Raw genomic sequence first — 26351 nt, 5'->3', positions numbered from 1 at the left:
GGGCTTGCTCGCGAAGGCGGTGGGTCAGATAAAAAAGTATCGACTGACACGACGCCTTCGCGAGCAAGCCCGCTCCCACAGGAGTTTCGCGGTGTTAGTTAAGCCTTGGCAGGTTCGAGGGCCAGTTCGACGGCTTCGGGGCGTTTGACTGTGGCGTAGACGACGGCGGTCAACAAACTTCCGGCGACAATCGCCAGCAGATACAACAGCGCATGATTGATCGCATTCGGGATCGCCAACACAAACAAGCCACCGTGCGGCGCCATCAACTTGCAGCCGAAATACATCGACAACGCACCGGTCAACGCACCACCGGCAATGCTTGCCGGAATCACCCGCAACGGGTCTTTCGCGGCAAACGGAATCGCCCCTTCGGAGATAAAGCACAACCCCAATACCAGCGCCGCTTTACCCGCCTCGCGCTCGGTCCGGGCGAACTTGCGTCGGGCAATAAACGTGGCGATACCCAAGCCAATCGGCGGCACCATCCCCGCTGCCATCGTCGCCGCCATCGGTGCATAACTCTGCGACGCCAGCAGCCCCACCGAAAACGCATACGCGGCTTTGTTGATCGGCCCGCCGAGGTCGACGCACATCATGCCGCCAAGCACCACGCCGAGCAGGATCGCGTTGGTGGTGCCCATGCTGTCGAGAAAACTCGTCAGCGCCAACAGCATCCCGGCGACCGGTTTGCCGACCACGTAAATCATCACCAGCCCGGTAAACAAACTGGCGAACAACGGGATGATCAGAATCGGTTTCAGCGCTTCAAGACTCTGCGGCAACGCGACATAACGGCTGATCGCCTTCGCCGCATAACCGGCGATAAAACCGGCGACGATGCCACCGATAAACCCGGCGCCCAACGTACTCGCTAGCAACCCACCGATCATCCCCGGCGCCAGGCCCGGACGGTCAGCAATCGAATAAGCGATGTAACCCGCCAGCAGCGGCACCATCAGTTTGAACGCAGTCTCGCCACCGATCTGCATCAGCGCAGCCGCCAGCGTGCCTTCTTCCTTGAACGCGGTGATGCCGAAGACGAACGACAGCGCAATCATCAAACCGCCGGCCACGACCATCGGCAGCATGAACGACACGCCGGTCAGCAGGTGTTTGTAGACGCCGGTTTTCTCTTGCCTGGCCGGTGCTTTGCCGTCACTCGCCGCGCTTTCCACAGCACCTTCGGCCAAGGCTTTTTTCAGCGTGGCTTCGGACTGCTTCAACGCGATGCCGGTGCCGCAACGATAGATTTTCTTACCGGCGAAACGCTCGGTGGCGACTTCGATATCCGCCGCCAGCAACACCACATCCGCTTCAGCAATCGCCGCCGCGCTCAACGGGGTTTTCGCGCCCACCGAGCCTTGCGTTTCGACTTGCAACTCATAGCCCAAACGCTTGGCAGTTTGCTGCAAGGCTTCGGCAGCCATGAAGGTGTGGGCGACACCGGTCGGGCACGCGGTGATGGCGACGATGCGAGGGGCACGCGACGCATCAGCAACCGGTTCAGCCGCGCTGGCAACGTAGACTGATGCCTCTTCCGCGCCACGCCGCAGCACCGCTTCGACATCCTGTAGCGCCTGTGCCGGAGCAATCTGGAAAACCCGTTTGCCGACAAAACGCGTCATGTCGACCGCCCCCGTGGCGACCAACAAAACCCACTCCGCCGCGGCAATCGTCGCCGCCGACAATTCGCGTTCCGGGTGCGCCGCATCGACCACTTCAACGCTGGTGCTCCAGCCCTGACGCTGCGCCGCCGCATCAAGCAAACGCGCACACAGCACACTGGTGACCATGCCGTTCGGGCAAGCCGTAACAATGGCTAATTTCATGACAAACCCTCTTATTGTTCTGTCAGGGGGCGCACGCGCACGCCCTGTTCGAGCTGCGCCAGTTGCGCACGGTCGTTGATGCCGAAACCGATCTGGGTCACCGCCATCGCCGCAATCGCAGTGGCCGTGCGCAGGGTTTGTTCAGGCGTGTCGGCGCTGAGCAAACCGTGGAGCATGCCGGCCAGCAATGAATCACCGGCACCGACCGTGCTGGCGACGCTGACTTTCGGCGGCGTGGCGTGCAGCGCCGAACCGACGCTGAACCAGTTCACGCCGTCAGCACCGTGGGAGATCACCACGTGCTCGATGCCTTGCGCATGCAAACGCGCCGCTGCCTGCGCTTCCGCCGTGTGCGAAACCACCCCGCAACCGAGCGCATCGGCGAGTTCTTCAGTGTTCGGTTTGATCAGCCATGGGCTGGCTTTCAACGCTGCGCGCAACGCTTCGCCGCTGGAATCGAGGGCGACTTTCAAGCCGAGCTGATTGAGCCGTTCGATCAGCTCACGCAACCACTGCGCCGTGACGCCACGCGGCAAACTGCCGGCGACAACAACCGCGTCATGACCCGGTGCGATCTGCACCAAACGATCGAGCAACGCCTGCTGCGCGGCAGCATCGACCACCGGCCCCGGGCCGTTGATGTCGGTGATGCGACCGTCCTGTTCAGCGACTTTGATGTTGCTGCGCGTCTCACCCGGCACGCGGATAAATGCGTCGACAAAACCGCGCTTGGCGAACAGGGTTTCGAACGCTTGCAGGTTGTCTTCGCCGAGGAAGCCACTGACCGTCAGTTGATGCCCGAGGTCGGCGAGCACCTGCGCGACGTTCACGCCTTTGCCCGCAGCGTGGGTGTGCATCTCGTCGCTGCGGTTGACCTGACCGGCGTCCAGCCGTGGCAGTTCGACGGTGAGGTCGAGCGCCGGGTTGAGGGTCAGGGTAAGAATCTTGGCCATTACAGGGCCTCCACTAATGCGCGCACTTCGTTGGCGCTGCCCACGGCCAGGGCGTGTTGAGCAAGGGTTTGCGCCTGGGTCAGGCTGAGTTCGCGGATGCGCGCCTTGACTTCGGCGATGCTGCGCCCGGACACGCTGAGTTCATCGACACCGAGACCAACCAGCACCGGCACCGCCAGCGGATCCGCCGCCAGCTCACCGCAAACGCCGACCCATTTGCCATGGGCATGGGCCGCGCGCACGGTGATGTCGATCAGTTGCAGCACTGCCGGGTGCAAGCCATCCGCCTGCGCCGACAAGGTCGGGTGACCACGGTCGATGGCCAGGGTGTATTGCGTGAGGTCGTTGGTGCCGACGCTGAAAAAGTCGACTTCTTTGGCCAATACCGGCGCGAGCAACGCGGCGGAAGGCACTTCGATCATGATCCCCAGTTGCAGATCGGCGACCGGGATTTCCAGACGCAAACGTTCGGTCATGTCGCGGGCCTGACGCCATTCTTCAACGCTGCCGACCATCGGGAACATGATCCGCAACGGACGGTTATCCGCCGACCGCAGCAGGGCGCGCAGTTGCGCTTCCATGATCTGCGGACGCTGCAAGGTCAAGCGAATGCCGCGCACGCCGAGGAACGGATTTTCTTCTTTGGCGATCGGCCAATACGGCAGCGGTTTGTCGCCGCCGACATCCAGCGTGCGCACCACCAGCGGACGACCGGCCAGACCGTCGAGAACGCGGCGGTATTCAGCTTCTTGCGTCGCCTCGTCCGGCGCTTGCGGGTGGGCCATGAAAATCAGTTCGGTGCGCAGCAGACCGATGCCTTCGGCGCCCTGCTCTACCGCGCTGATTACGCCCGCGCTTTCACCGATGTTGGCGAAGACTTCGACGGCGTGACCGTCAGTGGTGTGCGCCGGTTGATGGCGCTGTTCGGCGGCAATCTTCAAGCGTTGTTCGCGGGTGTCGCGTTCTTCGGTGGCGCGTTGCAGAGTCGCCGCATCGGCATCGACGTGCAGGCGACCGCGCTGGCCATCGAGCAGCAACGGTGTGCCCGGCGCCAGCAACAACACTGCGGCGCCAGCACCGACCAGCGCAGGAATCCCGAGCGCTCGCGCTACGATGGCACTGTGCGCGGTGGCGCCGCCGCGCGCGGTGAGAATCCCCGCCACACGCGCCGGATCCAGCCGCGCGACGTCGGACGGGCCGACCTCGTCCATCACCAGAATGTACGGTTGCTCAGGCTCGCTCGGGGTTTGCACACCACACAGTTGCGCCAGCACGCGACGACCAATATCACGCAGATCCGCCGCACGTTCGGCGAGCAACGCATCCTGTAGCGATTCCTGTTGTTTGGCTGCTGCTTCGATCACCGCCATCCACGCCGCTTCGGCGCTTTCGCCTTGCTTGAGGCGGGTGTCGACTTCGTCGGTGAGTTCCGGGTCGTCGAGCATCTCCTGATGGGTGATGAAAATCTCGCGGATGGCTTTGGCTTTGCTGCGTTCGATCAGGCCTTGAATGTCGTTGCGCACATCGCTGAGCGCTTGTTTGAGGCGCTCGCGTTCGATCGCGGCGGACTCGCCACGCATCGGGTAATCGATGGTTTGCTGCACTTGAATATGCGCCGGGCCGATGGCGATGCCGGGCGCAGCGGGGATGGCTTGCAACTGAGTGCCGGACGCCGGGGCGACCAGCACTTCAGCGATGTCGGCAAAGACTTCGCGGTGCTCGCTGATGGCGGGCAGCGGCTCGACTTCTTCACCGAGACCTTCCTCGATAGCCGCAAGCAAGGCCGGCAAGGCGTCGGCAGCGATGCTCGGTTCGGCAATCAACTCCAGCACCTGACCACGGCGGGCGCCGAGGCTGAGCAGTTTGCTCAAACTCTTCACCGATACGGCGCTGTCCTGACCGTCGACGATACGTACACGAATCTCGCCATCAAAACTTTTCGCCAGTTGCGCGAGGATCTTCGCCGGACGCGCGTGCAAGCCGTGGGCGTTGGCCAGCGCAATGCGCGCGCTCGGCCAGTCGGCGGGCAATTCACCGCCGAGCACTTCAAGGACTTTGCGGCTGCTGGTGGCGCGGCCCAATTCATGGCCGCGACCTTCGATCAGCAACGCACACAGACGCTCAAGCAATGCTTGGTGCGCCTCGCCAAGGCTGGCCAAGCAGAACAAACCACTGAGCGGCTGGCCGAGGTAGCGCATCGGTTTGTCCGGCGTGACGAACGCCAGGCCCGGACGCTTCACCGTTTGTTCGCTGTGCAACCACCACAAGCCATCGCCCAGCGGCAGCGCTTCGACCTGTTGCAGCACCGCCGAGAAACCGTTGCTCACACAATCAGCCTGACGCAGCAGACGCGCGCCGCGCCAGACCAGTTCTTCGAAATCGTCAGCCGACACGCCGAGGCCGATCATCTGTGCATCCAGCGCCAGTTCCTGCGGCGCGCCTTGCAGCAGTTTCAGCAGCGCTTCCGGCGAACTGGCGCGACGCAGGGCCTGGCCCAGATCGGTCTCGCCGAGGGCGCGGGTCAGCAGTTGCAGCAGACGCAAATGTTCGTCGGATTTGGCGGCGATGCCGATGGCCAGATAAACGATCTGGCCATCGCCCCAATCCACACCCTCAGGGAATTGCATCAGGCGCACGCCAGTGGCGAACACCTGATCGCGGGTTTCCGGGGTGCCATGGGGGATGGCAATACCTTGACCGAGAAAGGTCGAGCCCTGCGCTTCCCGGGCCTGCAAACCGGCGAGGTAACCGTCGGCGACCAGACCATCCGCCACCAGATGATCGGCCAGCAGTTGCAAGGCAGCGGGTTTATCCACAGCCGATTGGCCCATGGATATCTGCTCTATAGTGAGCTCGAGCATGCAATCTCCTTTTTGACGCTGGATGCGCCAGGTATTGTTTTGAATGGTCACAGCTTAGGCGCTGGATTGCTTCGCTTTTCAGCGGCAGTTTTGGCGGTTTCACGGCAGAACCGGCCAAAGGCGTCTAAAACGTAGAAAATACGCTTGCTGAAACGTTTAATCTAGATTGATCGGCACGTTACTCGATAATGTCCCATCCTTGAAGTCCAACTTGTCGGATGCGTTGCGACAATAGTCGTCTGCCCTAATCGGGTAGGATTGGCGAAAATGTTGCGGCAAGCTCGAAAAAACAAGGAAATCCCGGGTTGAAACTCAGTGATATCGCGCGGTTGGCCGGAGTGTCCGTGACCACCGCCAGCTACGTCATCAACGGCAAGGCCGAACAGCAGCGCATCAGCACCGCCACCGTCGAACGTGTGCGGGCAGTGGTCGATCTGCATGGCTTTACACCCAATCCTCAAGCGGCCGGGCTGCGCAGTCGGCATACGCGCACGCTGGGTTTTATCCTGCCGGATCTGGAAAACCCCAGTTACGCGCGGATCGCCAAGCTGCTGGAGCAAGGTGCGCGGGCGCGCGGCTATCAGTTGCTGATCGCCAGCTCCGACGATGCGCCAGACAGCGAGCGCCAGTTGCTGCAACTGTTCCGCGCGCGTCGTTGCGATGCGCTGATTGTCGCCAGTTGCCTGCCGGCCGGTGATGACAGTTATCGGCAGTTGCAGGCCAAGGGCACGCCGATCATCGCCATCGACCGGGTCATGGAGCCGGAGCATTTTTGCTCGGTGATCAGTGACGACCGCGAGGCCAGTCAGCACCTGACGCAAAGCCTGCTCGAGCCGCAGCTCAAACAAATCGTGCTGCTCGGCGCGCGGCCTGAGCTGAGCATCAGCCAGGAACGTGCCGCCGGTTTCAAACTAGCCTTGGCCGATTTCAAAGGCGAAGTGCTGGTGGAGCACGCCGAAGCCTTCAGCCGCGAATGTGGCAAGCAATTGATGGAAGAGCTCCTGCAACGTCTGGGGCATTTGCCCGATGCGTTGGTGACAACTTCCTACGTGCTGTTGCAGGGCGTGTTCGATGCGCTGCATGACTTCCCGTTGAAATCGCGGCCGCTGCGCCTCGGCACCTTTGGCGACACGCAGTTGCTGGATTTCCTCCCGCTGCCGGTCAACGCCATGGCCCAGCAGCACCAGTTGATCGCCAACAAGGCGCTGGAACTGGCGCTCGCTGCCGTCGAGCAGTCGGAATACAAGCCTGGCGTGCAGGCCATTGCGCGTACCTTCAAGCAGCGTATTCACCGGGACTGAGCCGTGGAGCTGATCGACAGCCACACACACCTCGACTTCCCCGACTTCGACGCCGATCGCCCGGCCTTGCTCGCCGAAAGCCGCGCCCTCGGGGTGCGGCGGATGGTGGTATTGGGCGTGTACGAGGGCAACTGGCAACGGGTGTGGGATCTGGTGCAGAGCGATGCTGATTTGCACGCGGCGTTCGGCTTGCACCCGGTGTATCTCGATCAACATCGTCCTGAAGATTTGACGGCACTCGGTGATTGGCTGACCCGATTAAAGGGTCATCGACAGTTGTGCGCGGTCGGCGAGATCGGTCTGGATTACTTCATCGAAACGCTGGATCGCGAGCGGCAACAGTTGCTGTTTGAAGCACAGCTGCAACTCGCGGCGGATTTTGAGTTGCCGGCGTTGATCCACGTGCGCCGCAGCCACGCGGCGGTGATTGCTACGCTCAAGCGCTTCAAGCTCAAACGCGCGGGGATCATCCACGCGTTTGCCGGCAGCCGTGAAGAGGCGCGCGAGTACATCAAACTCGGTTTCAAACTGGGTCTGGGCGGCGCGCCGACGTGGCCGCAGGCGTTGCGCATGCATCGGGTATTGGCGGAGTTGCCGCTGGAATCGATCGTACTGGAAACCGATTCACCGGACATGGCGCCGGCGATGTTCCCAGGTGTCCGCAATACACCGGCGCACTTGCCGGCGATTTGCGCGGCGTTGGCTGAATTGATGCAGATCACCCCACAACAACTCGCCGCCGCCAGCACCGCCAACAGCTGCGAAGTGTTCGGCTGGTAACACACCTCCCTGTTGAAACAAAACCTGTGGCGAGGGGATTTATCCCCGTTCGGCTGCGCAGCAGTCGCAAATCCTTTCACCCGGTGTATCAGATAGATACTCGATCACAGGTTTTGGGGCTGCTTCGCAGCCCAGCGGGGATAAATCCCCTCGCCACAAAGGTTCGCACAAGTTTTAAGAAACGGCTCAGACGCGGAAGGCGCTGATCAGTTGTTTTAGCTCGACGACTTGCGCAGACAGCGCGCGACTGGCGTCTTCGGTCTGGTGCGCGCCTTGCGCCGTGCGTTCGCCGGCGCGATTGATCTCGACGATGTTCTGGTCAATGTCATGGGCCACCGCCGTTTGCTGCTCCACCGCCGCCGCAATCTGCTGGTTCTGATCGACGATCATGCCCACAGCGCCGAGGATGTTTTCCAAGGCCTGCTGTACTTTTTCCGACTGCCCGACCGTGCCATTGGCCATCTGATGGCTGACGCCCATGGCCTTCACCGCCGCGCCGACACCGCCATGCAACTTGGCGATCATCTGCTCGATTTCTTCGGTCGATTGCTGTGTGCGTTTAGCCAAGGTGCGTACTTCGTCCGCCACTACCGCAAAACCGCGGCCCTGCTCGCCAGCCCGAGCGGCTTCGATTGCGGCGTTGAGCGCCAGCAAATTGGTCTGCTCGGCGATGCTTTTGATCACTTCCAACACGCGACTGATCGACTGGCTATCGCTCGCCAACTGATTGATCACCAACACCGACTGATCAATCTCGCTGGCCAACGCAGCAATGCTGCCCTGCTGCGACTCGACCAATCCACGCCCGCTGAGGGTTTCGTTATTGACGCTGTGGGCGCTGCTCACCGCCGCTGCGGCACTGCGCGCGACTTCCAGCGAGGTAGCCGACATCTGATTCATCGCCGTCGCCACTTGCTCGATCTGCGTGCGTTGCCCCGCGACTGCCTGATTACTCTGCGCCGAGACGTTTTCTACCTGCCCAGCCTGACGCTCGACTTCGCCAACTGTCTGGCCGACACGTTCGATCAGGTCGTGAATCTTCTTCACCGTGCCGTTAAACACTTCGCCCAATTCACCCAACTCATCGCGGCTATTGGCTTTGAAGTTGACCGTCATGTCCCCCGCCGCGACCTTGTCCATCATCGCGCCGAGACGTTTGAGCGTGGTGCGGGTCGAGGCGTAGAAACCGCCATAGAGATAGAAAATCAGCACAAACACCACCGACAGCGCCACCGCCTGCAAGATCATGTGCGTGCGGTTATGCGCCAGACGTTGCTGCAATTGGCTGTCGAGAAATTTCAGCGAAGCTTCGTTGAGCGCGTAGGTTTTATCCATCAACGCGGTGACCTGGTCGTAAAACGCCTGCCACGGCGCATCGAGGGTGTCGGCCATCACCACCTGCTCTTCGAACAATTCGCTGGCTTGCTTCAGCGATGCCTTGCTGTTGTCGGCCTCGACGCTGAGGTCGTCCCGCGCGGCTTTGCTGGAAGCGAGGGCATCCTGCAGTTTCAAGCCGTACTCGGCCTGAAGTTTTTCGATCTTCACCAACAGTTCGTCGAAACGCGTGCTGGAGGCACTGTTGAGAAAGCCCTGCGCCAGTGAGTACGAGCCAATTGCCCGGCCTTCGCCGAGGGTCTGGGTGACACCGGGGGTGATCAGGGTGACCAGCTCGCTGAGCTGACGGATATCGCCCTGATTGTCGCGGCTCAAACCGGCCTGGCTGGTGATGATCTGGCTGAAAATCTGTGCACTGGCGAGTAATTTGCCGATCAGCGCACTTTTGCTTTGCAGGGAGCTTTCCACTTGCTGGGCTTTGAACGCAGCAATCATTTCATCGCGTTTGCCATCGAATGCCTTGATCTGTTCAGGATCGTCGGTCATCGCCGTCAGACCTTGCAAGCGCGTCAGTACGGCTTGTTCAAGGGCGGTGATTTTCGATTCGATGTTGCCCGCCTTGCCAGACTGGCCAAGGGTGACGTTGATCTGCACCAGATTGTTGAGGGTTTCCAGATCCCGGCGCAGGGTCAGGCTGCTGCCCAGCAGATCGAGGCTTTGCAGCTCGACGCGGGTGCCCTGGAATTCGCGATAGGAATCGCGCACCAGATAGAAATTGGTCACCAGCATCGGCACCAGGAACAGCACGCTGATCAAGCTGAACTTCATGCCGAAGCTCAGACGGTTCATCAGCGAGACGGCGGGATAGAGCAAGCTCTTCACTGGAAGTCTCCCTTGGTTTTTCTTGTTTTTATTGGCAGGCGCGGGACGACAGCAGATAGCCACTATCGGGCGCCATCACTGTATAGCTCAAATCGGCGGGAGGTTTTGTAACTTAAGGTTAACGAAAAAAAAGATCGCAGCCTGCGGCAGCTCCTACAAAAACCAATCTCTGTAGGAGCTGCCGCAGGCTGCGATCTTTTGATCTTTGTTTAAATCAGTGGATCAAGACTGTCCACAGCGCAAACCCGGCATACCACAACACCGCCGCGCGCAGCAGCAGTTCCCACAGGCTGTCGAGGGTAGTAATGCCATCCGGCCCGACCGCAGGCGGCGGGATCTCCCCCGCTGCCAAGCCAACCTTGTTGATCAGTTGCGCAGCGCTGATGTTCCAGTTCAGCAACTCATGCAACATCACCCGGCCGACCGCAACGAAATTGCCGACCAAGGCAAAACTCGCCGCCAGCAGACGCACCGGTACCCAATCAAAGGCATGGCGCAATTGCGCGGCGCGTTCGACCAGCGCCGGGTTCGTGCCGTGTTCTTCAGCCAGCGCCAACAAGCGATACGCCAACGCCGCCACCGGGCCGAGCACGAAGTACCAGAAGATCACCGCGAAGAAGCTCTGATAGGCCTCCCACAGCAAGTGCCCCTGCACCCGATCGAGCAGCTCTTCGCCACTGTCGGCGCAGATATTCAGATCGCGTTTGGCGACATGCGCCGCCGCTTGCAGATCTTCACGGCGCCAGGCATCGCGGAACGGCCCGAGCCCGCCGAGCAAATCGCCGCGCCCCAGACTGTAAATCACCACCAGCAAATGCACCGGCAACGCCAGCAGACCGTAAGCCACCGGTTCCAGCACCACCAGCAACAGCGCCAGCAGCGCGACCGGAAACAGCACCAGAATAGTCAGCACCAGCCACGGTTTACCCGCCAGTCGCTCGCTGCTTTCGAGTTTGTTCAGTTCGCGGATCCATCCGCCATCGCGTTGAACCCGATGGCGCAGGGCCGAAAACTTCTCGATCCAGACGGCCAGCAGTAACACCAGAAAACTCATTGTCCTTCCTCTTGTGCCAGGGCTGCGCGGTAACGCGCCCAGTCGAATGCCGGGCCAGGATCGGTCTTACGCCCGGGTGCGATGTCGCTGTGCCCGCAAATACGGGCGCCGGTGATGGCCGGAAATGCTCTTTGCAACTGACGGGTGAGCACGGTCAGCGCTTGATACTGCGCATCGGTGAAGGGCAGATCATCGGTGCCTTCGAGCTCGATGCCCACGGAAAAATCGTTACAGGTTTCGCGACCGTCAAAAATCGACACGCCCGCATGCCACGCCCGTTCCAGACAGGAGACAAACTGAGTGACCTTGCCGTCACGTTCAATCAGAAAATGCGCCGAGACGCGTAGGTCGGCGATCCCTGCAAAGTAGGGATGTTCGGTGACATCCAGACGGTTCTGGAAAAATTCCTGCACCTTGCCGGTGGCGAATTGCGCCGGTGGCAAGCTGATGTTGTGGATGACCAACAGGGAAACTTCGCCCGCCGGGCGTTCATTGAAATTGGGCGATGGGCACACCTGCACCCCGTGACACCACCCGCTAGCGGGATCCAGCTGCATAACGATTCCTTCAGCGCCGACTGTGTTGGCGTCCAGTATGCCGTGATCGGCACCCGGCGCGCGATCACTTGGAACGATTGAGTCGCCGCAGGTTGCCCAGCACCGACTCCAGTGCCCGGTCGAACAGCAAGGTGTCGTCGAGTGTTCGCGCGGCGCCACGCTGGAATTCCACCGCCAGTGCTGCGCGACTGCGCTCGAGGACTTTCATGCCAGTGCGGTCGACAAAGACGTATTTGTCAGTGGCGTCGATGATCGCCGCGAGTTTGCAGCGCAAGCTGTGTTCTTCGTCTTCCTGAAACGCCACCCAACTGCCCAGACGCAATTGATCGACCTGACGCAGACCGGCGGCATCGTCCGGCAGATACGTAGAGTTTTTCGCCATTGCGCCCTCATCGGCGGAAGGCAAAACAATCTGCTGCGAAACTTCGATCATCGGATCGGCCTCGCTGGCGGGCTCCAGCACCCTCACGTGCAGGGTTTCGAGCTCGCTAAAAAATTCGCTGGTGGCAAATGGATCGAATGCCGCACGAGTCAGGCCATCTCGCAGCGATTTGAGCAGGCCGGGCACCAAAGCCAACAGACGCAGACCGGATTCCGCATCGTTGTGACGCTGCACGCTCCAGACCAGTTGTTCCATGGTCTGCACGTCGTCACGCCACTGGGCGGAAGCCTCGCCATGCTTGAGACAGGTCAGCAGCAGCACTTTGCTCCAGGCATCCTCAACAAACGTCACCACTGCCGGCGGCAACACTTTGCCCAACAGCGCCTGATTCAACGCCCGTTCGACCCGGCGCCTAGCCAGCTCGGTTTTCGCCCGGCCCTCTTCGGCATCGCGCAAACGCTGTTCAAGCAGTTCGCTGCGGCGGCGTTCGTCGCTGGTGAACGCGAGGAAGTCCGCCAGCAGCTCGGAAAAAATTGCCGGATCATCGACAAAATCCGTGAGCAGGCGCTGCACCACTTGTTCGATACGCACATAAAGGTTGTCGCGGGTTTCGCTGTCGCTATCGCCCCAGCCCATTGCGGCAGCGGCGATTTCATTGAGCAGGCGCCGTGCCGGGTGGCTGCTGCGGCTGAAGAAACTCTTGTCGAGCACCGCCACTTTGAGCATCGGAATCTGCAATCGCGCGATCAGCGCTTTGAGCGAATCCGGCACATTACGGTCATCCAGAATGCACTCGAAGACCATGGCGATCAGGTTGATCACGTCTTCGTCCGCGCCCTCGACAATTCGCGATTTGCCACTTCTGAGGCTGACCCGCGTCAACAACTGTTCAAGCTGATTGCGCAGATCGAAATCGTCCTGCGCCGCGAGTGCCGGCACGTATTGTTGCAAGTGCGAGAGCAGACGCAGCAGGTCGCGGGTGCTGATCGGCTGCGTAGCAGCGCTGGGCTCTAGTGTTGGCGCGACGCTGCCGCGCACTTGCAGTAACAGTTCCTGCAACGCGGCGAAGACTTCTTGCACACCCTCGTCGGCCGGCAGCGGTTCGTCGCTGTCTTCGCTGTGCACGTTGGCCATCGCGCGATCAAGCGCCCGTCGCGCTGGTGCCGGTTTTAGCTCGGGCAGTACGCCGGTGACGCTGAGCAGTTGGTTGGCTTCGGCATACAACTGCTCGGTGTCGGCGAGGACATAGCGCTCGAACAGTTTGAGCAGGATCAGCTTGACCTTGATCTCCACGCCGAGGTTGCGCCCGGCCTGCAAGAAGTACTCACAGAGCATCGCCGGGGCGAGCGGGTTGTGCTGCGCGTCGAGAGGTTTGCCGAGCAATACGCTGAGCCGTGCACTCAGTTGATCCAGCGCAAAGCCATCGCGCTTGAGCACCCGGCCAACCATGGTCTCAATCGCCACGCTGCGCTCCATGTCGTCGGTGCGTGGCGCCGACTCGTCGAACATCAGTGCGGGTGGCAAGGCATTGGGTGAGGCGTCGTATTGAGTGAGGCCGACGAAAGCCTCGAAAAACAGTTCGAGGAAACCACGCTCGATGTTTTTGCGCTTCAGGCGCAGGTCGCGCATGGCTTCGAAAAAGATGTTCTGTTCGACGTCATTGCGTGCGCGATCCGCCATTTCGAAGAGAGTGTCGTCGGCGTTATCGAACAACTCCTGCAAGCCGTGGCGCAGTTGCTGCGCAGCCTTGTCGCGAACCTGAAGCAGAATCACAGGCAGGCGGGCGAGCGGCGAATGGTTCGCCTGATCCGTAGCGGCCTTGTGCAAAGGCACTACTTTCCCGTCGTTGTGCATCCAAGCCTCCTGAAACGGTGATTCGTCGGTCACTTTCTGCGCAAGCCCTTTGTGGGAGCGAGCCTGCTCGCGAAAGCGGTGGGTCAGAAAAAGAAATGTCGCTGACACGCCCTCTTCGCGAGCAAGCCCGCTCCCACAGTTTTGATGCGGCGCGCTCAAAATCGTCAAAGCCATGACGTCAAATGCAAGGCGGATTATCTTGCAAAAGGTGTCACCGCCGCTATAGCCGTCAGGGTTTCCCCTATACCTCGCCCCTTGCATTGACCACGTCGGCCGGCCTTTGCTCAAAGAAATTCGACCGGATGCAGTCAACCACGCACGTTCACGCCTTGGGTTGGCTCGCGCCATGCCCCTATAATCGAATCACTTTGTTTGTGGAGCCCGTTATGCCGAATCTACGTCTCGCCGATTTGACCGCCGAAATCGAAGCCAACGTGCGCCGTGCGTTGCTCGAAGACGTCGGCAGCGGCGACATCACCGCGCAACTGATCCCGGCCGAACGTCTGGCCAAAGCCACCATCATTACCCGTGACGAAGCGGTCATCTGCGGCACAGCGTGGGTTGATACCGTGTTTCGTCAGCTCGATCCACGCGTCGCGGTGCATTGGCAAGTGGTCGATGGCCAGCGGGTAAAACCCAATCAGCCCCTGTTTCACCTGGAAGGCCCGGCCCGTTCGCTGCTGACCGGCGAACGCAGTGCGCTGAACTTCCTGCAACTGCTGTCCGGCGTGGCGACGCGGGCGCAGTATTTGGCGGATTTTGTCGGCGAGACTCAGGTCAAGCTGCTCGACACCCGCAAGACCCTGCCGGGCCTGCGTCTGGCGCAGAAATACGCAGTGACCTGCGGCGGCTGCCACAACCATCGCATCGGCCTCTACGACGCGTTCCTGATCAAGGAAAACCACATCGCTGCCAGCGGCGGCATTGCGCAGGCCATCGCGGCCGCGCACAAGATCGCGCCGGGCAAACCGGTGGAAATCGAAGTGGAGAGTCTGGAGGAGTTGAAAGAAGCGCTGGAAGCCGGCGCCGACATCATCATGCTCGATGAGCTGAGCCTGGACGACATGCGCGAAGCCGTGCGCCTGAACGGCGGCAAGGCGAAACTGGAAGCCAGCGGTGGCATCAACGAAAGCACGCTGCTGCCAATCGCCGAAACCGGGGTGGATTACATCTCGATCGGCGCGATGACCAAGGATGTCAAAGCGGTCGACCTGTCGATGCGCTTGAGTCTTTAACAGCAGCGGCAAGCTACAAGCTACAAGCTACAAGCCAAAGCGCTTTTGCTCTGACTTGTAGCTTGCCGCTTGAGACTCGCTGCTGCTCTTATACGACGAGATTATTCATCTCGCAGTACTCTTCCCAATCGACACCCAGCACTTCAGCCGCCTCTTTGTGCAGCACGAGGCGCTGCGCCTCGAACTCCTCCGGCGTGCTCGTGTACTTGAGCGTCAGCTCCCACGGCTGCAGGCCCTGGGCCTCGGCTTCGTCTTCGAATGCCCACTGAATCTGGTCTTTCTGATCGTCAGGACTCAAGTCCTTGATCTCTTCCAACAGCTGGGGCGCGTCGAGTTTGTATTTCTCCAGCGCTTGTTCGTGACGTTGCTCTTGAGTTAATTCGGTCATGGCGTTCTCGCTGATCGTAAGAATGGAGGATGGATCTGGATCATCAAGGATCTCTCTGACGCGGTTTTTTCCGGCCTTCGGAACCATTCGGGATCATCTGAAAACTGCTAAGCGATGCTCATGCAGGCACCGAATATAGGACGTTTGCATGACGAATTACACGGGTCTTTACATCTCTCTCACAAAAACTTTGACCTGAGGGACATAAATCGAGGGGGCATGAGGAAAATGGTGCCCGAGACAGGAATCGAACCTGCGACCTTCGCGTTACGAGTGCGCTGCTCTACCGGCTGAGCTACACGGGCGGTGGGCTAAACCTAGCACCGGTCGTGTGCTGCGGCAAATTTGTGGGTCGCCTGATGGTTATCTCTTGAAACTCCCATTTGTGGCGAGGGGATTTATCCCCGTTCGGCAGCGCAGCGGCCGTGAATCCAGCACCTCGGTGTTTCAGGCAGTCCGCAGTGTCTGGTTTTACGACTGCTGCGCAGCCGAACGGGGATAAATCCCCTCGCCACAATTGCTTTATTCCAGACAAAAAAAATGCCCCACCGTTTTCACGGCGGGGCATTTTTATTGCGCTAAGGCCTGGGGGTGATTAAACGCCCGAAGCCTTGGCTGCTGCCACGTCTTTGATGGACAGCTTGATACGGCCGCGGTTGTCCACGTCCAGTACCAGCACTTCCACTTCCTGGCCTTCTTTCAGGATGTCGGTCACTTTCTCTACGCGAGCGTCGCTCAGCATCGAGATGTGCACCAGACCGTCCTTGCCCGGCAGGATGTTGACGAATGCGCCGAAATCGACGATGCGCTCAACTTTACCCACGTAGATCTTGCCGATCTCGGCTTCAGCGGTGATGCCCAGAACGCGCTGACGTGCAGCTTCAGCCGCTTCCTTGGTTTCGCCGAAGATCTTGATCGAACCGTCGTCTTCGATGTCGATCGAAGCCTTGGTTTCTTCGCAGATCGCACGGATGGTCGCGCCACCTTTACCGATAACGTCACGGATTTTGTCGGTGTCGATTTTCATCGCGATCATGGTCGGAGCGTTGGCCGACAGTTCGGTACGCGACTGGCCAATGATCTGGTTCATCTGACCGAGGATATTCAGGCGCGCTTCCAGGGCTTGGCCCAGAGCGATTTCCATGATTTCTTCGGTGATGCCTTTGATCTTGATGTCCATCTGCAGCGCGGTAACACCTTTGGCGGTACCCGCTACTTTGAAGTCCATGTCGCCCAGGTGGTCTTCGTCACCGAGGATGTCGGTCAGAACGGCGAATTTCTCGCCTTCTTTAACCAGACCCATGGCGATACCGGCAACCGGCGCCTTCATCGGCACACCAGCGTCCATCAGAGCCAGGGAAGCACCGCAAACGGAAGCCATCGAGCTCGAACCGTTGGATTCGGTGATTTCCGAAACCACGCGGATGGTGTACGGGAACACGTCAGCGGCTGGCAGCATGGCCGAAACCGAACGACGGGCCAGACGGCCGTGACCGATTTCACGACGACCAGCACCACCCATGCGACCACACTCACCTACCGAGAACGGAGGGAAGTTGTAGTGCAGCATGAACGGGTCTTTTTTCTCGCCTTCCAGGGTGTCCAGCAGCTGTGCGTCACGGGCAGTACCCAGAGTCGCGACTACCAGAGCCTGGGTTTCACCACGGGTGAACAGCGCCGAACCGTGAGTCTTCGGCAGAACGCCGACTTCGATGTTCAGCGGACGTACGGTTTTGGTGTCGCGACCGTCGATACGTGGCTTGCCGTTTACGATGTTTTCGCGAACGGTGCGGTATTCGATTTCGCCGAAAGCAGCTTTGACTTCGCTGGACGAAGGCTGGCCTTCTTCACCGGACAGCTTGGCAACCACCTGATCCTTCAGCTCACCCAGGCGAGCGTAACGGTCGGCCTTGATGGTGATGGTGTAAGCCTGGGAGATCGCTTCGCCGAACTCGGCACGGATAGCGCCCAGCAGTTCGGTGGCTTCTGGAGCCGGAGCCCAGTTCCAGGTTGGCTTGGCAGCTTCAGCGGCCAGTTCTTTAACCGCGTTGATCACCACCTGGAATTCGTCGTGAGCAAACAGTACGGCGCCCAGCATCTGGTCTTCGGTCAGCTCTTTGGCTTCCGATTCAACCATCAGCACGGCGTCCGAAGTACCGGCAACGACCATGTCCAGGCTCGAAGCAGCTTGCTGCTCGTAAGTCGGGTTCAGCAGGTAGCCGGTGCTTTCGTGGAAAGCAACGCGAGCGGCGCCGATCGGGCCGTCGAACGGAATACCCGAGATGGCCAGGGCAGCCGAGGTACCGATCATCGCAGCGATGTCCGGATCGGTCTTCTTGCTGGTGGAAACGACGGTGCAGACAACCTGCACTTCGTTCATGAAGCCTTCTGGGAACAGCGGACGGATCGGACGGTCGATCAGTCGGGAAGTCAGGGTTTCTTTCTCGGAAGGACGGCCTTCACGCTTGAAGAAACCGCCAGGGATCTTACCGGCAGCGTAAGTCTTTTCCTGGTAGTGAACCGACAGAGGGAAGAAGCCCTTGCCTGGATCGGCTTGTTTTGCACCGACTACAGTCACCAATACGCTGACGTCGTCGTCAACGGTGACCAATACTGCGCCGGAGGCCTGACGGGCGATACGGCCAGTCTCGAGGGTAACGGTCGATTGACCGAACTGGAATTTTTTGATTACCGGGTTCACGGTGTCCTACCTTCTTTGTGGCTCTTGGGGGAACTGGTTTCTTGCGAATTCTTGGGCAATGTCGGGAATCGGCCCAACGCCTGTCCAGGGTAAAACGTGTATCCAGATAAAACTTGAGGCTGGGAGCCTGCAAGCCGCCGGCGGTAAACCGCAGACGTCCGACAGACAACCAACCTCATAGCGCAATCGCTGATTAGCGACGCAGACCCAGGCGACCGATCAGAGTCTGATAACGACCCAGATCCTTGCCTTTCAGGTAGTCCAGCAGCTTGCGACGCTGGTTTACCATGCGGATCAGACCACGACGGGAGTGGTGATCTTTACCGTTGGCCTTGAAGTGACCTTGCAGCTTGTTGATGTTGTGGGTCAGCAGTGCAACTTGCACTTCTGGCGAACCAGTGTCACCAACAGCTTGCTGATAGTCAGCAACGATTTGAGCTTTTTCTTGAACGTCGAGAGCCATGAGGCCATCCTTTTATCAGGAAACTGTTTCAAAGAAACAGCTTCAACAGGCCAGGGACAAATCCCTGTATCTATAAATGAGTAGTGACCGTGCCTGTTAACAGCCACCCTCGCCAGCCTGCTTTGACACAGACCGGTTTCGGTCATTCCGACCGAATCAGTCGACGTGGCGCAATGCGCCCGTCTTCGCTCACTTCACCGATACCGATGAAGCGACCATTGTGATCCTGTACCCGCACCATACCGAATTTCGGAGCATCCGGGGCACGTACCGGCTGGCCGTTGAGCCAGTAGAACGCGCTCGCTTCCGAGAAGTGCAGCAGCGGCCAATCCTGCAAGCCGCTGTCCGATGGCATCAGGAAGCGATCAACCGCTTCGTTGCCGCCTTCGGCATGTACCGCTTCCAGCTCTTCGAGAGTCACGGTCTGCGCCAGGGTGAAAGGCCCGGCCTGGGTACGGCGCAATTCAGCGACGTACGCACCACAACCGAGTTGCTCACCGATATCCTCCACCAGGGTGCGGATATAGGTGCCCTTGCTGCAATCCACCGCAAGACGCGCAGTATCGCCTTCGAAGGCCAGTAATTCCAAGCGCGCAATAGTAACAGAACGCGGTTCACGCTCCACTACTTCGCCTGCACGCGCCAGCTTGTACAGCGGCTGGCCATCACGCTTGAGCGCCGAGTACATCGGCGGTATCTGACTGATTTGCCCACGAAATTTCGGCAATGCCGCTTCGACATCGGTGCGACCAACGGTCACCGGACGCTCCTGCAAAACCTCACCCTCGGCATCGGCCGTGGTGGTGGTCTTGCCCAGCTGCGCCAGGGTTTCATAGGCCTTGTCGGAATCGAGCAGGTATTGCGAGAACTTGGTCGCCTCGCCAAAGCACAACGGCAAGACGCCGGTGGCCAGCGGGTCGAGGCTGCCGGTGTGACCGGCCTTCTCGGCGTTGAGCAACCAGCGAACCTTCTGCAACGCGGCGTTGGAGGTGAACCCCAACGGCTTGTCGAGCAGGATAATGCCGCTGACGTTACGACGGATACGTTTGACCTGAGCCACCGAATTACTCCTTGGTGTCTTCAGGTTCAGCAGCGACCGGGTGCTGATTGTCTTCAGCAACGGCACGCTCGATCAGCGCCGACAAATGCGCGCCACGCACGACGGATTCGTCGTAGTGGAAGTGCAGTTGCGGCACGCTGCGCAGCTTCATTTCACGGGCCAGTTGCATGCGCAGGAAACCTGCGGCGGCATTCAGCACCTTGATGCTTTGCGCGATGTCTTCAGCGTTGTCCTGCCCCATCACGGTGATGAAAATCTTCGCGTGACCGACGTCACGGCTGACTTCAACAGCGGTAATGGTGACCAGACCCACACGTGGATCTTTGACTTCACGACGGATCAGTTGGGCCAGCTCGCGCTGCATCTGATCGCCGATACGTTGGGTACGGCTGTATTCTTTTGCCATGATTTTGTTACCTGTTACTGCCCTGCGGTGAAACCCGCAAGGTCTGAAAGCGGCAAACGCCCGGCCTGACAAATGCCAGACCGGGCGTTGCGTTTAGAGTCCTTGTGATGCGCCACACCCTTGAGTGCGGCCGGCCATCACGGCTCCTGAAGTGCGCGAGTTAGAGGCTGCGAGCAACCTGAACCTTCTCGAAGACTTCGATCTTGTCGCCGACTTTAACGTCGTTGTAGCTCTTAACGCCGATACCGCATTCCATGCCGGCACGTACTTCGGAAGCGTCATCCTTGAAGCGGCGCAGGGATTCCAGCTCGCCTTCGAAGATAACGATGTCTTCACGCAGTACGCGGATTGGACGGTTACGGTGCACAACACCTTCGATCACCATGCAACCAGCGATCGCGCCAAACTTCGGCGAACGGAACACGTCACGCACTTCGGCGATACCCAGGATATTCTCGCGAACATCGCTGCCGAGCATACCGGTCAGGGCTTTCTTGACGTCTTCGATGATGTCGTAGATCACGTTGTAGTAACGCATATCCAGACCTTCCTGCTCGACGATCTTCCGTGCGCCAGCATCGGCACGCACGTTGAAGCCGAACAGAACAGCGTTGGAAGCCAGTGCCAGGTTAGCGTCGGATTCGGTGATACCACCCACGCCGCCGCCTACTACGCGCACTTGTACTTCGTCGTTGCCCAGGCCATTCAAGGCACCGTTCAACGCTTCCAGCGAACCACGGACGTCGGATTTGAGGACGATGTTGAGCGTCTTCTTCTCTGCCTGACCCATGTTTTCGAAGATGTTTTCCAGCTTGCCGGCGTGAGCGCGAGCCAGTTTGACTTCGCGGAACTTGCCTTGACGGAACAGAGCCACTTCACGGGCTTTCTTCTCGTCAGCAACAACGCTCATCTCGTCGCCAGCGTCCGGGGTACCGTCCAGGCCGAGGATCTCGACAGGGATGGAAGGACCGGCTTCTTTGATTGGCTTGCCGTTCTCGTCGAGCATGGCGCGCACGCGGCCATAGTTCGAACCGACCAGCACCATGTCGCCTTGGCGCAGGGTACCGTCTTGAACCAGAACGGTTGCAACCGGGCCACGACCTTTGTCGAGACGCGATTCAACCACAACGCCACGGCCAGGAGCCGATGGAGTTGCTTTCAGTTCGAGAACTTCAGCTTGCAGCAGAACGGCTTCCAGCAGCTCGTCCACGCCAGTACCGACTTTCGCCGAAACCGGAACGAACGGCGTATCACCGCCCCACTCTTCGGAGGTCACGCCGTGAACCGACAGTTCGCTACGGATGCGATCGAGATCGGCGCCCGGCTTGTCGATTTTGTTCACCGCTACAACCAGTGGAACGCCAGCCGCTACCGCGTGCTGAACAGCTTCAATGGTCTGCGGCATCACGCCGTCGTCCGCTGCAACCACCAGGATCACGATGTCAGTCGCCTTGGCACCACGAGCACGCATTGCGGTAAACGCAGCGTGACCCGGGGTGTCGAGGAAGGTGACCATGCCGCGTTCGGTTTCAACGTGGTATGCACCGATGTGCTGGGTGATACCACCGGCTTCGCCAGCAGCTACCTTGGCACGACGGATGTAGTCGAGCAGGGACGTTTTACCGTGGTCAACGTGGCCCATTACGGTCACGACTGGTGCACGGGAGAACGACTCACCTTCAAACTTCAGGGACTCGGCCAGGGAATCTTCCAGGGCGGTGTCGCTGACCAGGGTCACTTTGTGGCCCAGTTCTTCGGCTACCAGTTGAGCAGTTTCCTGATCAAGCACCTGGTTGATGGTCGCTGGAGTACCCAATTTGAACATGAACTTGATGATTTCGGCAGCCTTGACCGACATCTGATTGGCGAGATCGCCAACAGTGATGGTCTCGCCGATCTGCACATCACGCACGACAGGGCCGGTTGGGCTCTGGAAACCGTGGGCGTTACGCTTCTTCAGCTTGGCCTTGCCGCGACCACCACGACGGAAGCCATCGCTTTCTTCGTCGGTAGTGCGTGGCGCCACACGTGGAGCCGGCGCTTTTTCTTTGACCGAGGCGCGATGCGGAGCGTTTTTGCGCTCGCCATCACCGCCACCGCTGCGACGATTGTTATCGTCAGCACGTGGCTTGTCCGGACGGCGCTGTTCGTTCTGCTTGTTGCGAACTTCGGCAGACGGCGCTGGAGCAGCGGCAGCGACCGGTGCGCTTTCGCGTACAGGTTCGGCAGCGGCAACCGGCGCAGCAGCAGGGGCGCTATTAGCGTTCTGCGCAGCAGCAGGCTGGTTACGCGCTTCTACTTCGGCGCGTTGCTTGGCTTCTTCTTCAGCCTTCTGACGGGCAGCATTTTCTACTGCGCGACGCTCATCCAGTTCACGCTTGCGCTCGGCTTCGATTTCTTCCGGGCTGCGCTGTACGAAAACTTTCTTTTTGCGGACTTCAACGCTGATGCTTTTGCTGCCAGCAACACGCAGGGTGCTGGTGGTTTTACGCTGCAGCGTGATCTTGCGTGGTTCTTCCACTTTCGCCTTGTGGCTGCTTTTCAAGTGAGTCAGCAGGGACTGCTTCTCACTGTCAGTCACATTTTCTTCGGCGGCGGTGTGCGGCAGACCTGCCTCACGCATCTGCTGCAACAGGCGCTCTACCGGTGTTTTGACCTCATCGGCCAGTTGTTTCACCGTGACTTGCGTCATGCACTTCTCTCCTCAGGCCGCGCCTAATTACTCGAACCAGTGGGCTCGGGCGGCCATGATCAACTTGCCGGCACGATCATCGTCAATGCCGTCGATGTCGAGCAGGTCGTCAATAGACTGCTCGGCCAGGTCTTCGCGGGTAATTACGCCGCGCACCGCCAGTTCCATCGCCAAATCCTTGTCCATACCCTCAAGCGAGAGCAGGTCTTCGGCCGGATGGGCGTCTGCCAGCTTTTCCTCAGTAGCGATGGCTTTGGTCAACAAACGATCCTTGGCACGAGCGCGAAGCTCGTTGACGGTATCTTCGTCAAAGCCGTCGATGTTGAGCATTTCTTCCACCGGTACGTAGGCAATCTCTTCCAGGCTGGTGAAGCCTTCATCTACCAGCACCTGAGCCAGGTCTTCGTCGACTTCCAGCTCGTCGATGAAGTTGCGCAGGATGTCGCCGGTTTCTGCTTGCTGCTTAGCCTGGATGTCCGATTCGGTCATCACGTTCAGGGTCCAGCCAGTCAACTGGCTGGCCAGACGCACGTTCTGACCACCGCGACCGATGGCCTGAGCCAGATTGTCTGCGCCAACGGCGATGTCCATTGCGTGGGCATCTTCGTCAACGATAATTGCCGCAACCTCAGCCGGGGACATGGCGTTGATCACGAACTGAGCCGGGTTGTCGTCCCAAAGAACGATATCAACACGCTCACCGCCCAACTCACCCGACACTGCCTGGACGCGCGAACCGCGCATACCGATGCAAGCACCTTGTGGGTCAATGCGTTTGTCCTTGGAGCGGACGGCGATCTTGGCGCGCGAACCCGGATCACGGGACGCTGCCATCACTTCGATCAGGCCTTCAGCAATTTCCGGCACTTCGATGCGGAACAACTCGATCAGCATTTCCGGCGCGGTACGCGACAGGATCAGCTGCGGGCCGCGGTTCTCGGTGCGGATTTCCTTGAGCAGCGCACGCAGACGCACGCCGACACGGAAGGTTTCGCGAGAAATGATGTCTTCACGGGCCAGCAACGCTTCAGCGTTGTTACCCAGATCGACGATCACGTTGTCGCGGGTGACTTTCTTCACGGTGCCGGAGATGATTTCTCCCAGGCGCTCGCGATAAGCGTCGACCACTTGAGCGCGCTCGGCTTCACGCACTTTCTGCACGATGACTTGCTTGGCAGTCTGTGCAGCAATGCGGCCGAACTCGATGGATTCGATCTTTTCTTCGACGACGTCGCCAACGTTGGCACCCGGATGCGTTTCAGCAACCTTGCTCGGCCAGGTTTCGATGGCCGGATCGTCGAGATCATTCTCTTCGACGACCGTCCAGCGACGGAAAGTTTCGTATGCCCCGGTGTGGCGGTTAATTTCCACACGCAGGTCAACTTCGTCTTCAAAACGCTTTTTGGTAGCAGTGGCCAAAGCCAGCTCCAGCGCTTCAAAAATTACGCTTGCCGGTACGCCCTTTTCATTGGATACCGACTCAACAACCAGCAGTACTTCTTTGCTCATCGTACGCCTCGCCTTTCGCAAGCCATTGGATCCGCGGGATCCGCGTCTCAGTCAAAACTGGGAATAATGTTGGCCTTGTCGATCATATCGATCGGCAACAGGAATTCATGGTCGTCTACCTGCACCACGACATCCTGTTCTTCTACACCGCGCAGAAGGCCCTGAAAGTTGCGTCGACCTTCAAAAGGCGAGCGCAGCTTGATCTTCACTTGTTCACCGACAAACTGGGCGAACTGCTCAATAGTGAACAGTGGGCGCTCCATGCCAGGCGAGGAAACTTCAAGGGTGTATTCAACGGTGATTGGATCTTCAACATCCAGCACACCACTGATCTGACGGCTGACAATGGCGCAATCGTCCACCAGCACGCCACCCTCTTTATCGATATAAACGCGCAACATCGAGTGACGACCCTGAGCCGAAAACTCGATACCCCAGCATTCATAGCCCAGGGCCACGACCACCGGGGCCAGCAAGGCCTGCAACTCTTCTAGCTTGCTCGACACCTGAACCCCCTAGTGCATGATATGTGCATGCTTTGCAAAATAAAAAAATGGGCGAAACGCCCATCCTTGAAACGCCGTCGAACAGCGGCGTTGAAAGTGTCCAGCTAACAAAAAGCCCCTGAAAAGGGGCTCCTTAAACTGGTTGCGGGGGCCGGATTTGAACCGACGACCTTCGGGTTATGAGCCCGACGAGCTACCAGACTGCTCCACCCCGCGACAAAGCTGGGGCGGAAGTATACGACCGATCCCTTATAGGGTCAATGTAACCTTCCACCTGCAAGAAAGCCCGCAACAGCGGGCTCTCCTGACTAATTGGTACCGAGAAGGGGACTCGAACCCCTACACCCTATGGGCACAACCACCTCAAGGTTGCGTGTCTACCAATTCCACCACCTCGGCAAAACTACGTTTGAAACCCTTCTTACTTCTGCTCTTGAGCTGGAGGTACGTCAGTCGCTGGAGTAGCCGACTTTTGCTCTTGAAGCACCGGGACATCATCAGAAGCCGGTTGTTGTTGCTTAGGTACTTCCAACACTGCCGGGTTTGGCAAACCTGCTTGAGTCAGCTGGTGAGCTTTCTCTTTAGCAAAGTAACCTAACCCCAAGCTGGTTATGAAGAAACCGGCGGCAAGTATAGCAGTAAACTTACTAAGAAAGGTAGAGGAACCTTGGCTTCCGAACACAGTATTTGAAGCACCTGCTCCGAAAGACGCGCCAGCGTCCGCACCCTTACCCTGCTGCAGCAAAACCAGAGCAACTACGCCCAATGCACCCAGCAGATGAAAAACGACTACGACTGTTTCCAGCATTTTTTCAGTTTCCCGCGGCGCGACAGATCGCACCGAACTCATCTGCATTCAGGGAAGCTCCACCAATGAGCCCCCCATCGATATCCGGCATGCCGAACAGTTCGACCGCATTGGCCGCCTTCACGCTGCCGCCGTATAGAAGCCGCACACCTCGTGCGACTTCAGAATTCTCTGCCGCCAACTGCTCGCGAATGGCTTTATGCACATCCTGCGCCTGTTGCGGCGTTGCAGTCAGTCCGGTGCCAATGGCCCAGACAGGCTCGTAAGCAATGACTGCTTTTGCAAAAGCACCAACACCCAGCTCCTCGATGATGCTGCCCAGCTGACGCCCGACAACCTCAAGAGTTTTCCCGGCTTCGCGCTGCTCGAGGGTTTCCCCTACACACAACACCGGAATCAAGCCACACGCCTGTGCCGCTGCGAACTTGCGATTCAGCATCCCGTCTCGCTCGCCCATGATCTGGCGGCGTTCGGAGTGCCCGACAAGCACAAGGGAACAACCTGCATCCACCAACTGACTCGGTGCAATTTCACCGGTCAATGCACCTTGCATGGATTCCACCGCAGAATTCTGCGCACCGACCGAAATCGATTTACCTTTCAAGCCATCAACCACTTGGTTGATATACAAGCAAGGCGGGAATACCGCGACATCAACACCGCTTGGCAAGGCCAGATGACGAAGGCCGTTGATCAGCTCAGCGACGCTGGCGCGGGTACCGTGCATCTTCCAGTTACCAGCTACCATAGGGCGACGCATGCTGTACCTCGTCGGTCAAAGTGGGCGCAGAT

The 26351-nt window shown here is 59.2% G+C and carries 20 protein-coding genes and 3 tRNA genes; 3 read left to right on the top strand and 20 right to left on the bottom strand.

Features of this window, described 5'->3' with window-relative positions:
• Positions 1-98 precede the first annotated feature (98 nt).
• From GVL50_RS10975 to ptsP, 3 genes are read right to left on the bottom strand one after another with little or no spacing between them, the layout of a single operon-like run.
• The gene (locus GVL50_RS10975; RefSeq protein ID WP_159812906.1) at positions 99-1832 is read right to left on the bottom strand and encodes a PTS fructose-like transporter subunit IIB; all 1734 of its coding nucleotides are present in this window, start codon (positions 1830-1832) and stop codon (positions 99-101) included.
• Positions 1833-1843: 11 nt separating this feature from the next.
• Entirely contained in the window at positions 1844-2785 is a 942-nt protein-coding gene (pfkB, locus tag GVL50_RS10970) for a 1-phosphofructokinase (RefSeq protein WP_159812905.1), read from the bottom strand.
• Positions 2785-5646 carry a phosphoenolpyruvate--protein phosphotransferase gene (gene ptsP / locus GVL50_RS10965; RefSeq protein ID WP_159812904.1) on the bottom strand — a complete coding sequence of 954 codons (2862 nt, stop codon included), beginning with the start codon at positions 5644-5646 and terminating at the stop codon, positions 2785-2787. Before ptsP ends, pfkB begins: the two co-directional genes overlap by 1 nt.
• A gap of 305 nt (positions 5647-5951) precedes the next feature.
• Between ptsP and cra the strand changes: the two genes are divergently transcribed.
• Together cra and GVL50_RS10955 are read left to right on the top strand one after the other, a co-directional pair.
• Positions 5952-6947, top strand: coding sequence for a catabolite repressor/activator (cra, locus tag GVL50_RS10960; RefSeq protein WP_159812903.1), 996 nt, complete (start codon positions 5952-5954; stop codon positions 6945-6947).
• Positions 6948-6950: 3 nt separating this feature from the next.
• Positions 6951-7727 (top strand): TatD family hydrolase, encoded by a 777-nt coding sequence (locus GVL50_RS10955; protein ID WP_159812902.1) that lies wholly within the window; start codon positions 6951-6953, stop codon positions 7725-7727.
• Between the two features lie 186 nt (positions 7728-7913).
• Here GVL50_RS10955 and GVL50_RS29440 read toward each other — a convergent pair whose 3' ends face one another.
• The 4 genes from GVL50_RS29440 to GVL50_RS10935 form a co-directional block, all read right to left on the bottom strand.
• On the bottom strand, positions 7914-8618 hold the full coding sequence (locus GVL50_RS29440; RefSeq protein WP_371925968.1) for a methyl-accepting chemotaxis protein: 705 nt from the start codon (positions 8616-8618) through the stop codon (positions 7914-7916).
• Positions 8619-10158: 1540 nt separating this feature from the next.
• Positions 10159-10998 carry a regulatory signaling modulator protein AmpE gene (gene ampE, locus GVL50_RS10945; protein ID WP_159812900.1) on the bottom strand — a complete coding sequence of 280 codons (840 nt, stop codon included), beginning with the start codon at positions 10996-10998 and terminating at the stop codon, positions 10159-10161.
• Positions 10995-11555: a 1,6-anhydro-N-acetylmuramyl-L-alanine amidase AmpD gene (gene ampD, locus GVL50_RS10940; protein ID WP_053117041.1), complete on the bottom strand. Its 561-nt coding sequence runs from the start codon at positions 11553-11555 to the stop codon at positions 10995-10997. Before ampD ends, ampE begins: the two co-directional genes overlap by 4 nt.
• Positions 11556-11619: 64 nt before the next feature.
• Complete coding sequence (locus GVL50_RS10935; protein WP_159812899.1) at positions 11620-13791, bottom strand: DUF1631 domain-containing protein; 2172 nt, start codon at positions 13789-13791, stop codon at positions 11620-11622.
• A gap of 386 nt (positions 13792-14177) precedes the next feature.
• On the opposite strand from GVL50_RS10935, the gene nadC reads away from it, so the two are divergent.
• Positions 14178-15026, top strand: coding sequence for a carboxylating nicotinate-nucleotide diphosphorylase (gene nadC, locus GVL50_RS10930; RefSeq protein ID WP_159812898.1), 849 nt, complete (start codon positions 14178-14180; stop codon positions 15024-15026).
• Between the two features lie 88 nt (positions 15027-15114).
• On the opposite strand, the gene GVL50_RS10925 is transcribed toward nadC, so the two are convergent.
• The 13 genes from GVL50_RS10925 to tpiA form a co-directional block, all read right to left on the bottom strand.
• Positions 15115-15414, bottom strand: coding sequence for a DUF6388 family protein (locus GVL50_RS10925; RefSeq protein WP_159812909.1), 300 nt, complete (start codon positions 15412-15414; stop codon positions 15115-15117).
• A gap of 229 nt (positions 15415-15643) precedes the next feature.
• A tRNA-Thr gene (locus GVL50_RS10920) sits at positions 15644-15719 on the bottom strand.
• 290 nt (positions 15720-16009) lie between these two features.
• The gene (gene pnp / locus GVL50_RS10915; RefSeq protein WP_053117036.1) at positions 16010-18115 is read right to left on the bottom strand and encodes a polyribonucleotide nucleotidyltransferase; all 2106 of its coding nucleotides are present in this window, start codon (positions 18113-18115) and stop codon (positions 16010-16012) included.
• A 193-nt stretch (positions 18116-18308) separates the two neighbouring features.
• Positions 18309-18578, bottom strand: a complete 270-nt coding sequence (gene rpsO / locus GVL50_RS10910) for a 30S ribosomal protein S15 (protein ID WP_003177875.1) — start codon at positions 18576-18578, stop codon at positions 18309-18311.
• 142 nt (positions 18579-18720) lie between these two features.
• A complete protein-coding gene (gene truB / locus GVL50_RS10905; RefSeq protein ID WP_053117035.1) occupies positions 18721-19638 on the bottom strand; it encodes a tRNA pseudouridine(55) synthase TruB in 918 nt (305 codons plus the stop codon).
• 4 nt (positions 19639-19642) lie between these two features.
• Complete coding sequence (rbfA, locus tag GVL50_RS10900; RefSeq protein WP_007915259.1) at positions 19643-20044, bottom strand: 30S ribosome-binding factor RbfA; 402 nt, start codon at positions 20042-20044, stop codon at positions 19643-19645.
• Positions 20045-20204: 160 nt separating this feature from the next.
• On the bottom strand, positions 20205-22736 hold the full coding sequence (gene infB, locus GVL50_RS10895) for a translation initiation factor IF-2 (RefSeq protein ID WP_159812897.1): 2532 nt from the start codon (positions 22734-22736) through the stop codon (positions 20205-20207).
• 27 nt (positions 22737-22763) lie between these two features.
• Positions 22764-24245 carry a transcription termination factor NusA gene (gene nusA, locus GVL50_RS10890; protein ID WP_053117033.1) on the bottom strand — a complete coding sequence of 494 codons (1482 nt, stop codon included), beginning with the start codon at positions 24243-24245 and terminating at the stop codon, positions 22764-22766.
• Positions 24246-24292: 47 nt separating this feature from the next.
• Positions 24293-24751 carry a ribosome maturation factor RimP gene (rimP, locus tag GVL50_RS10885; protein WP_008088338.1) on the bottom strand — a complete coding sequence of 153 codons (459 nt, stop codon included), beginning with the start codon at positions 24749-24751 and terminating at the stop codon, positions 24293-24295.
• A gap of 139 nt (positions 24752-24890) precedes the next feature.
• Positions 24891-24967, bottom strand: a tRNA-Met gene (locus GVL50_RS10880).
• Between the two features lie 97 nt (positions 24968-25064).
• Positions 25065-25150: transfer RNA gene (locus tag GVL50_RS10875), tRNA-Leu, on the bottom strand.
• A gap of 22 nt (positions 25151-25172) precedes the next feature.
• On the bottom strand, positions 25173-25559 hold the full coding sequence (secG, locus tag GVL50_RS10870; RefSeq protein ID WP_016986497.1) for a preprotein translocase subunit SecG: 387 nt from the start codon (positions 25557-25559) through the stop codon (positions 25173-25175).
• 4 nt (positions 25560-25563) lie between these two features.
• Complete coding sequence (tpiA, locus tag GVL50_RS10865; protein ID WP_053117032.1) at positions 25564-26319, bottom strand: triose-phosphate isomerase; 756 nt, start codon at positions 26317-26319, stop codon at positions 25564-25566.
• Positions 26320-26351: the final 32 nt, after the last annotated feature.

The organism is Pseudomonas sp. 18058 (genome assembly GCF_902706155.1).
GTDB classification, from domain to species: Bacteria; Pseudomonadota; Gammaproteobacteria; order Pseudomonadales; family Pseudomonadaceae; genus Aquipseudomonas; species Aquipseudomonas rustica.
The sequence above is the reverse complement of the archived record's forward strand: the minus strand, read 5'-3'. Positions and strand labels throughout refer to the sequence as shown.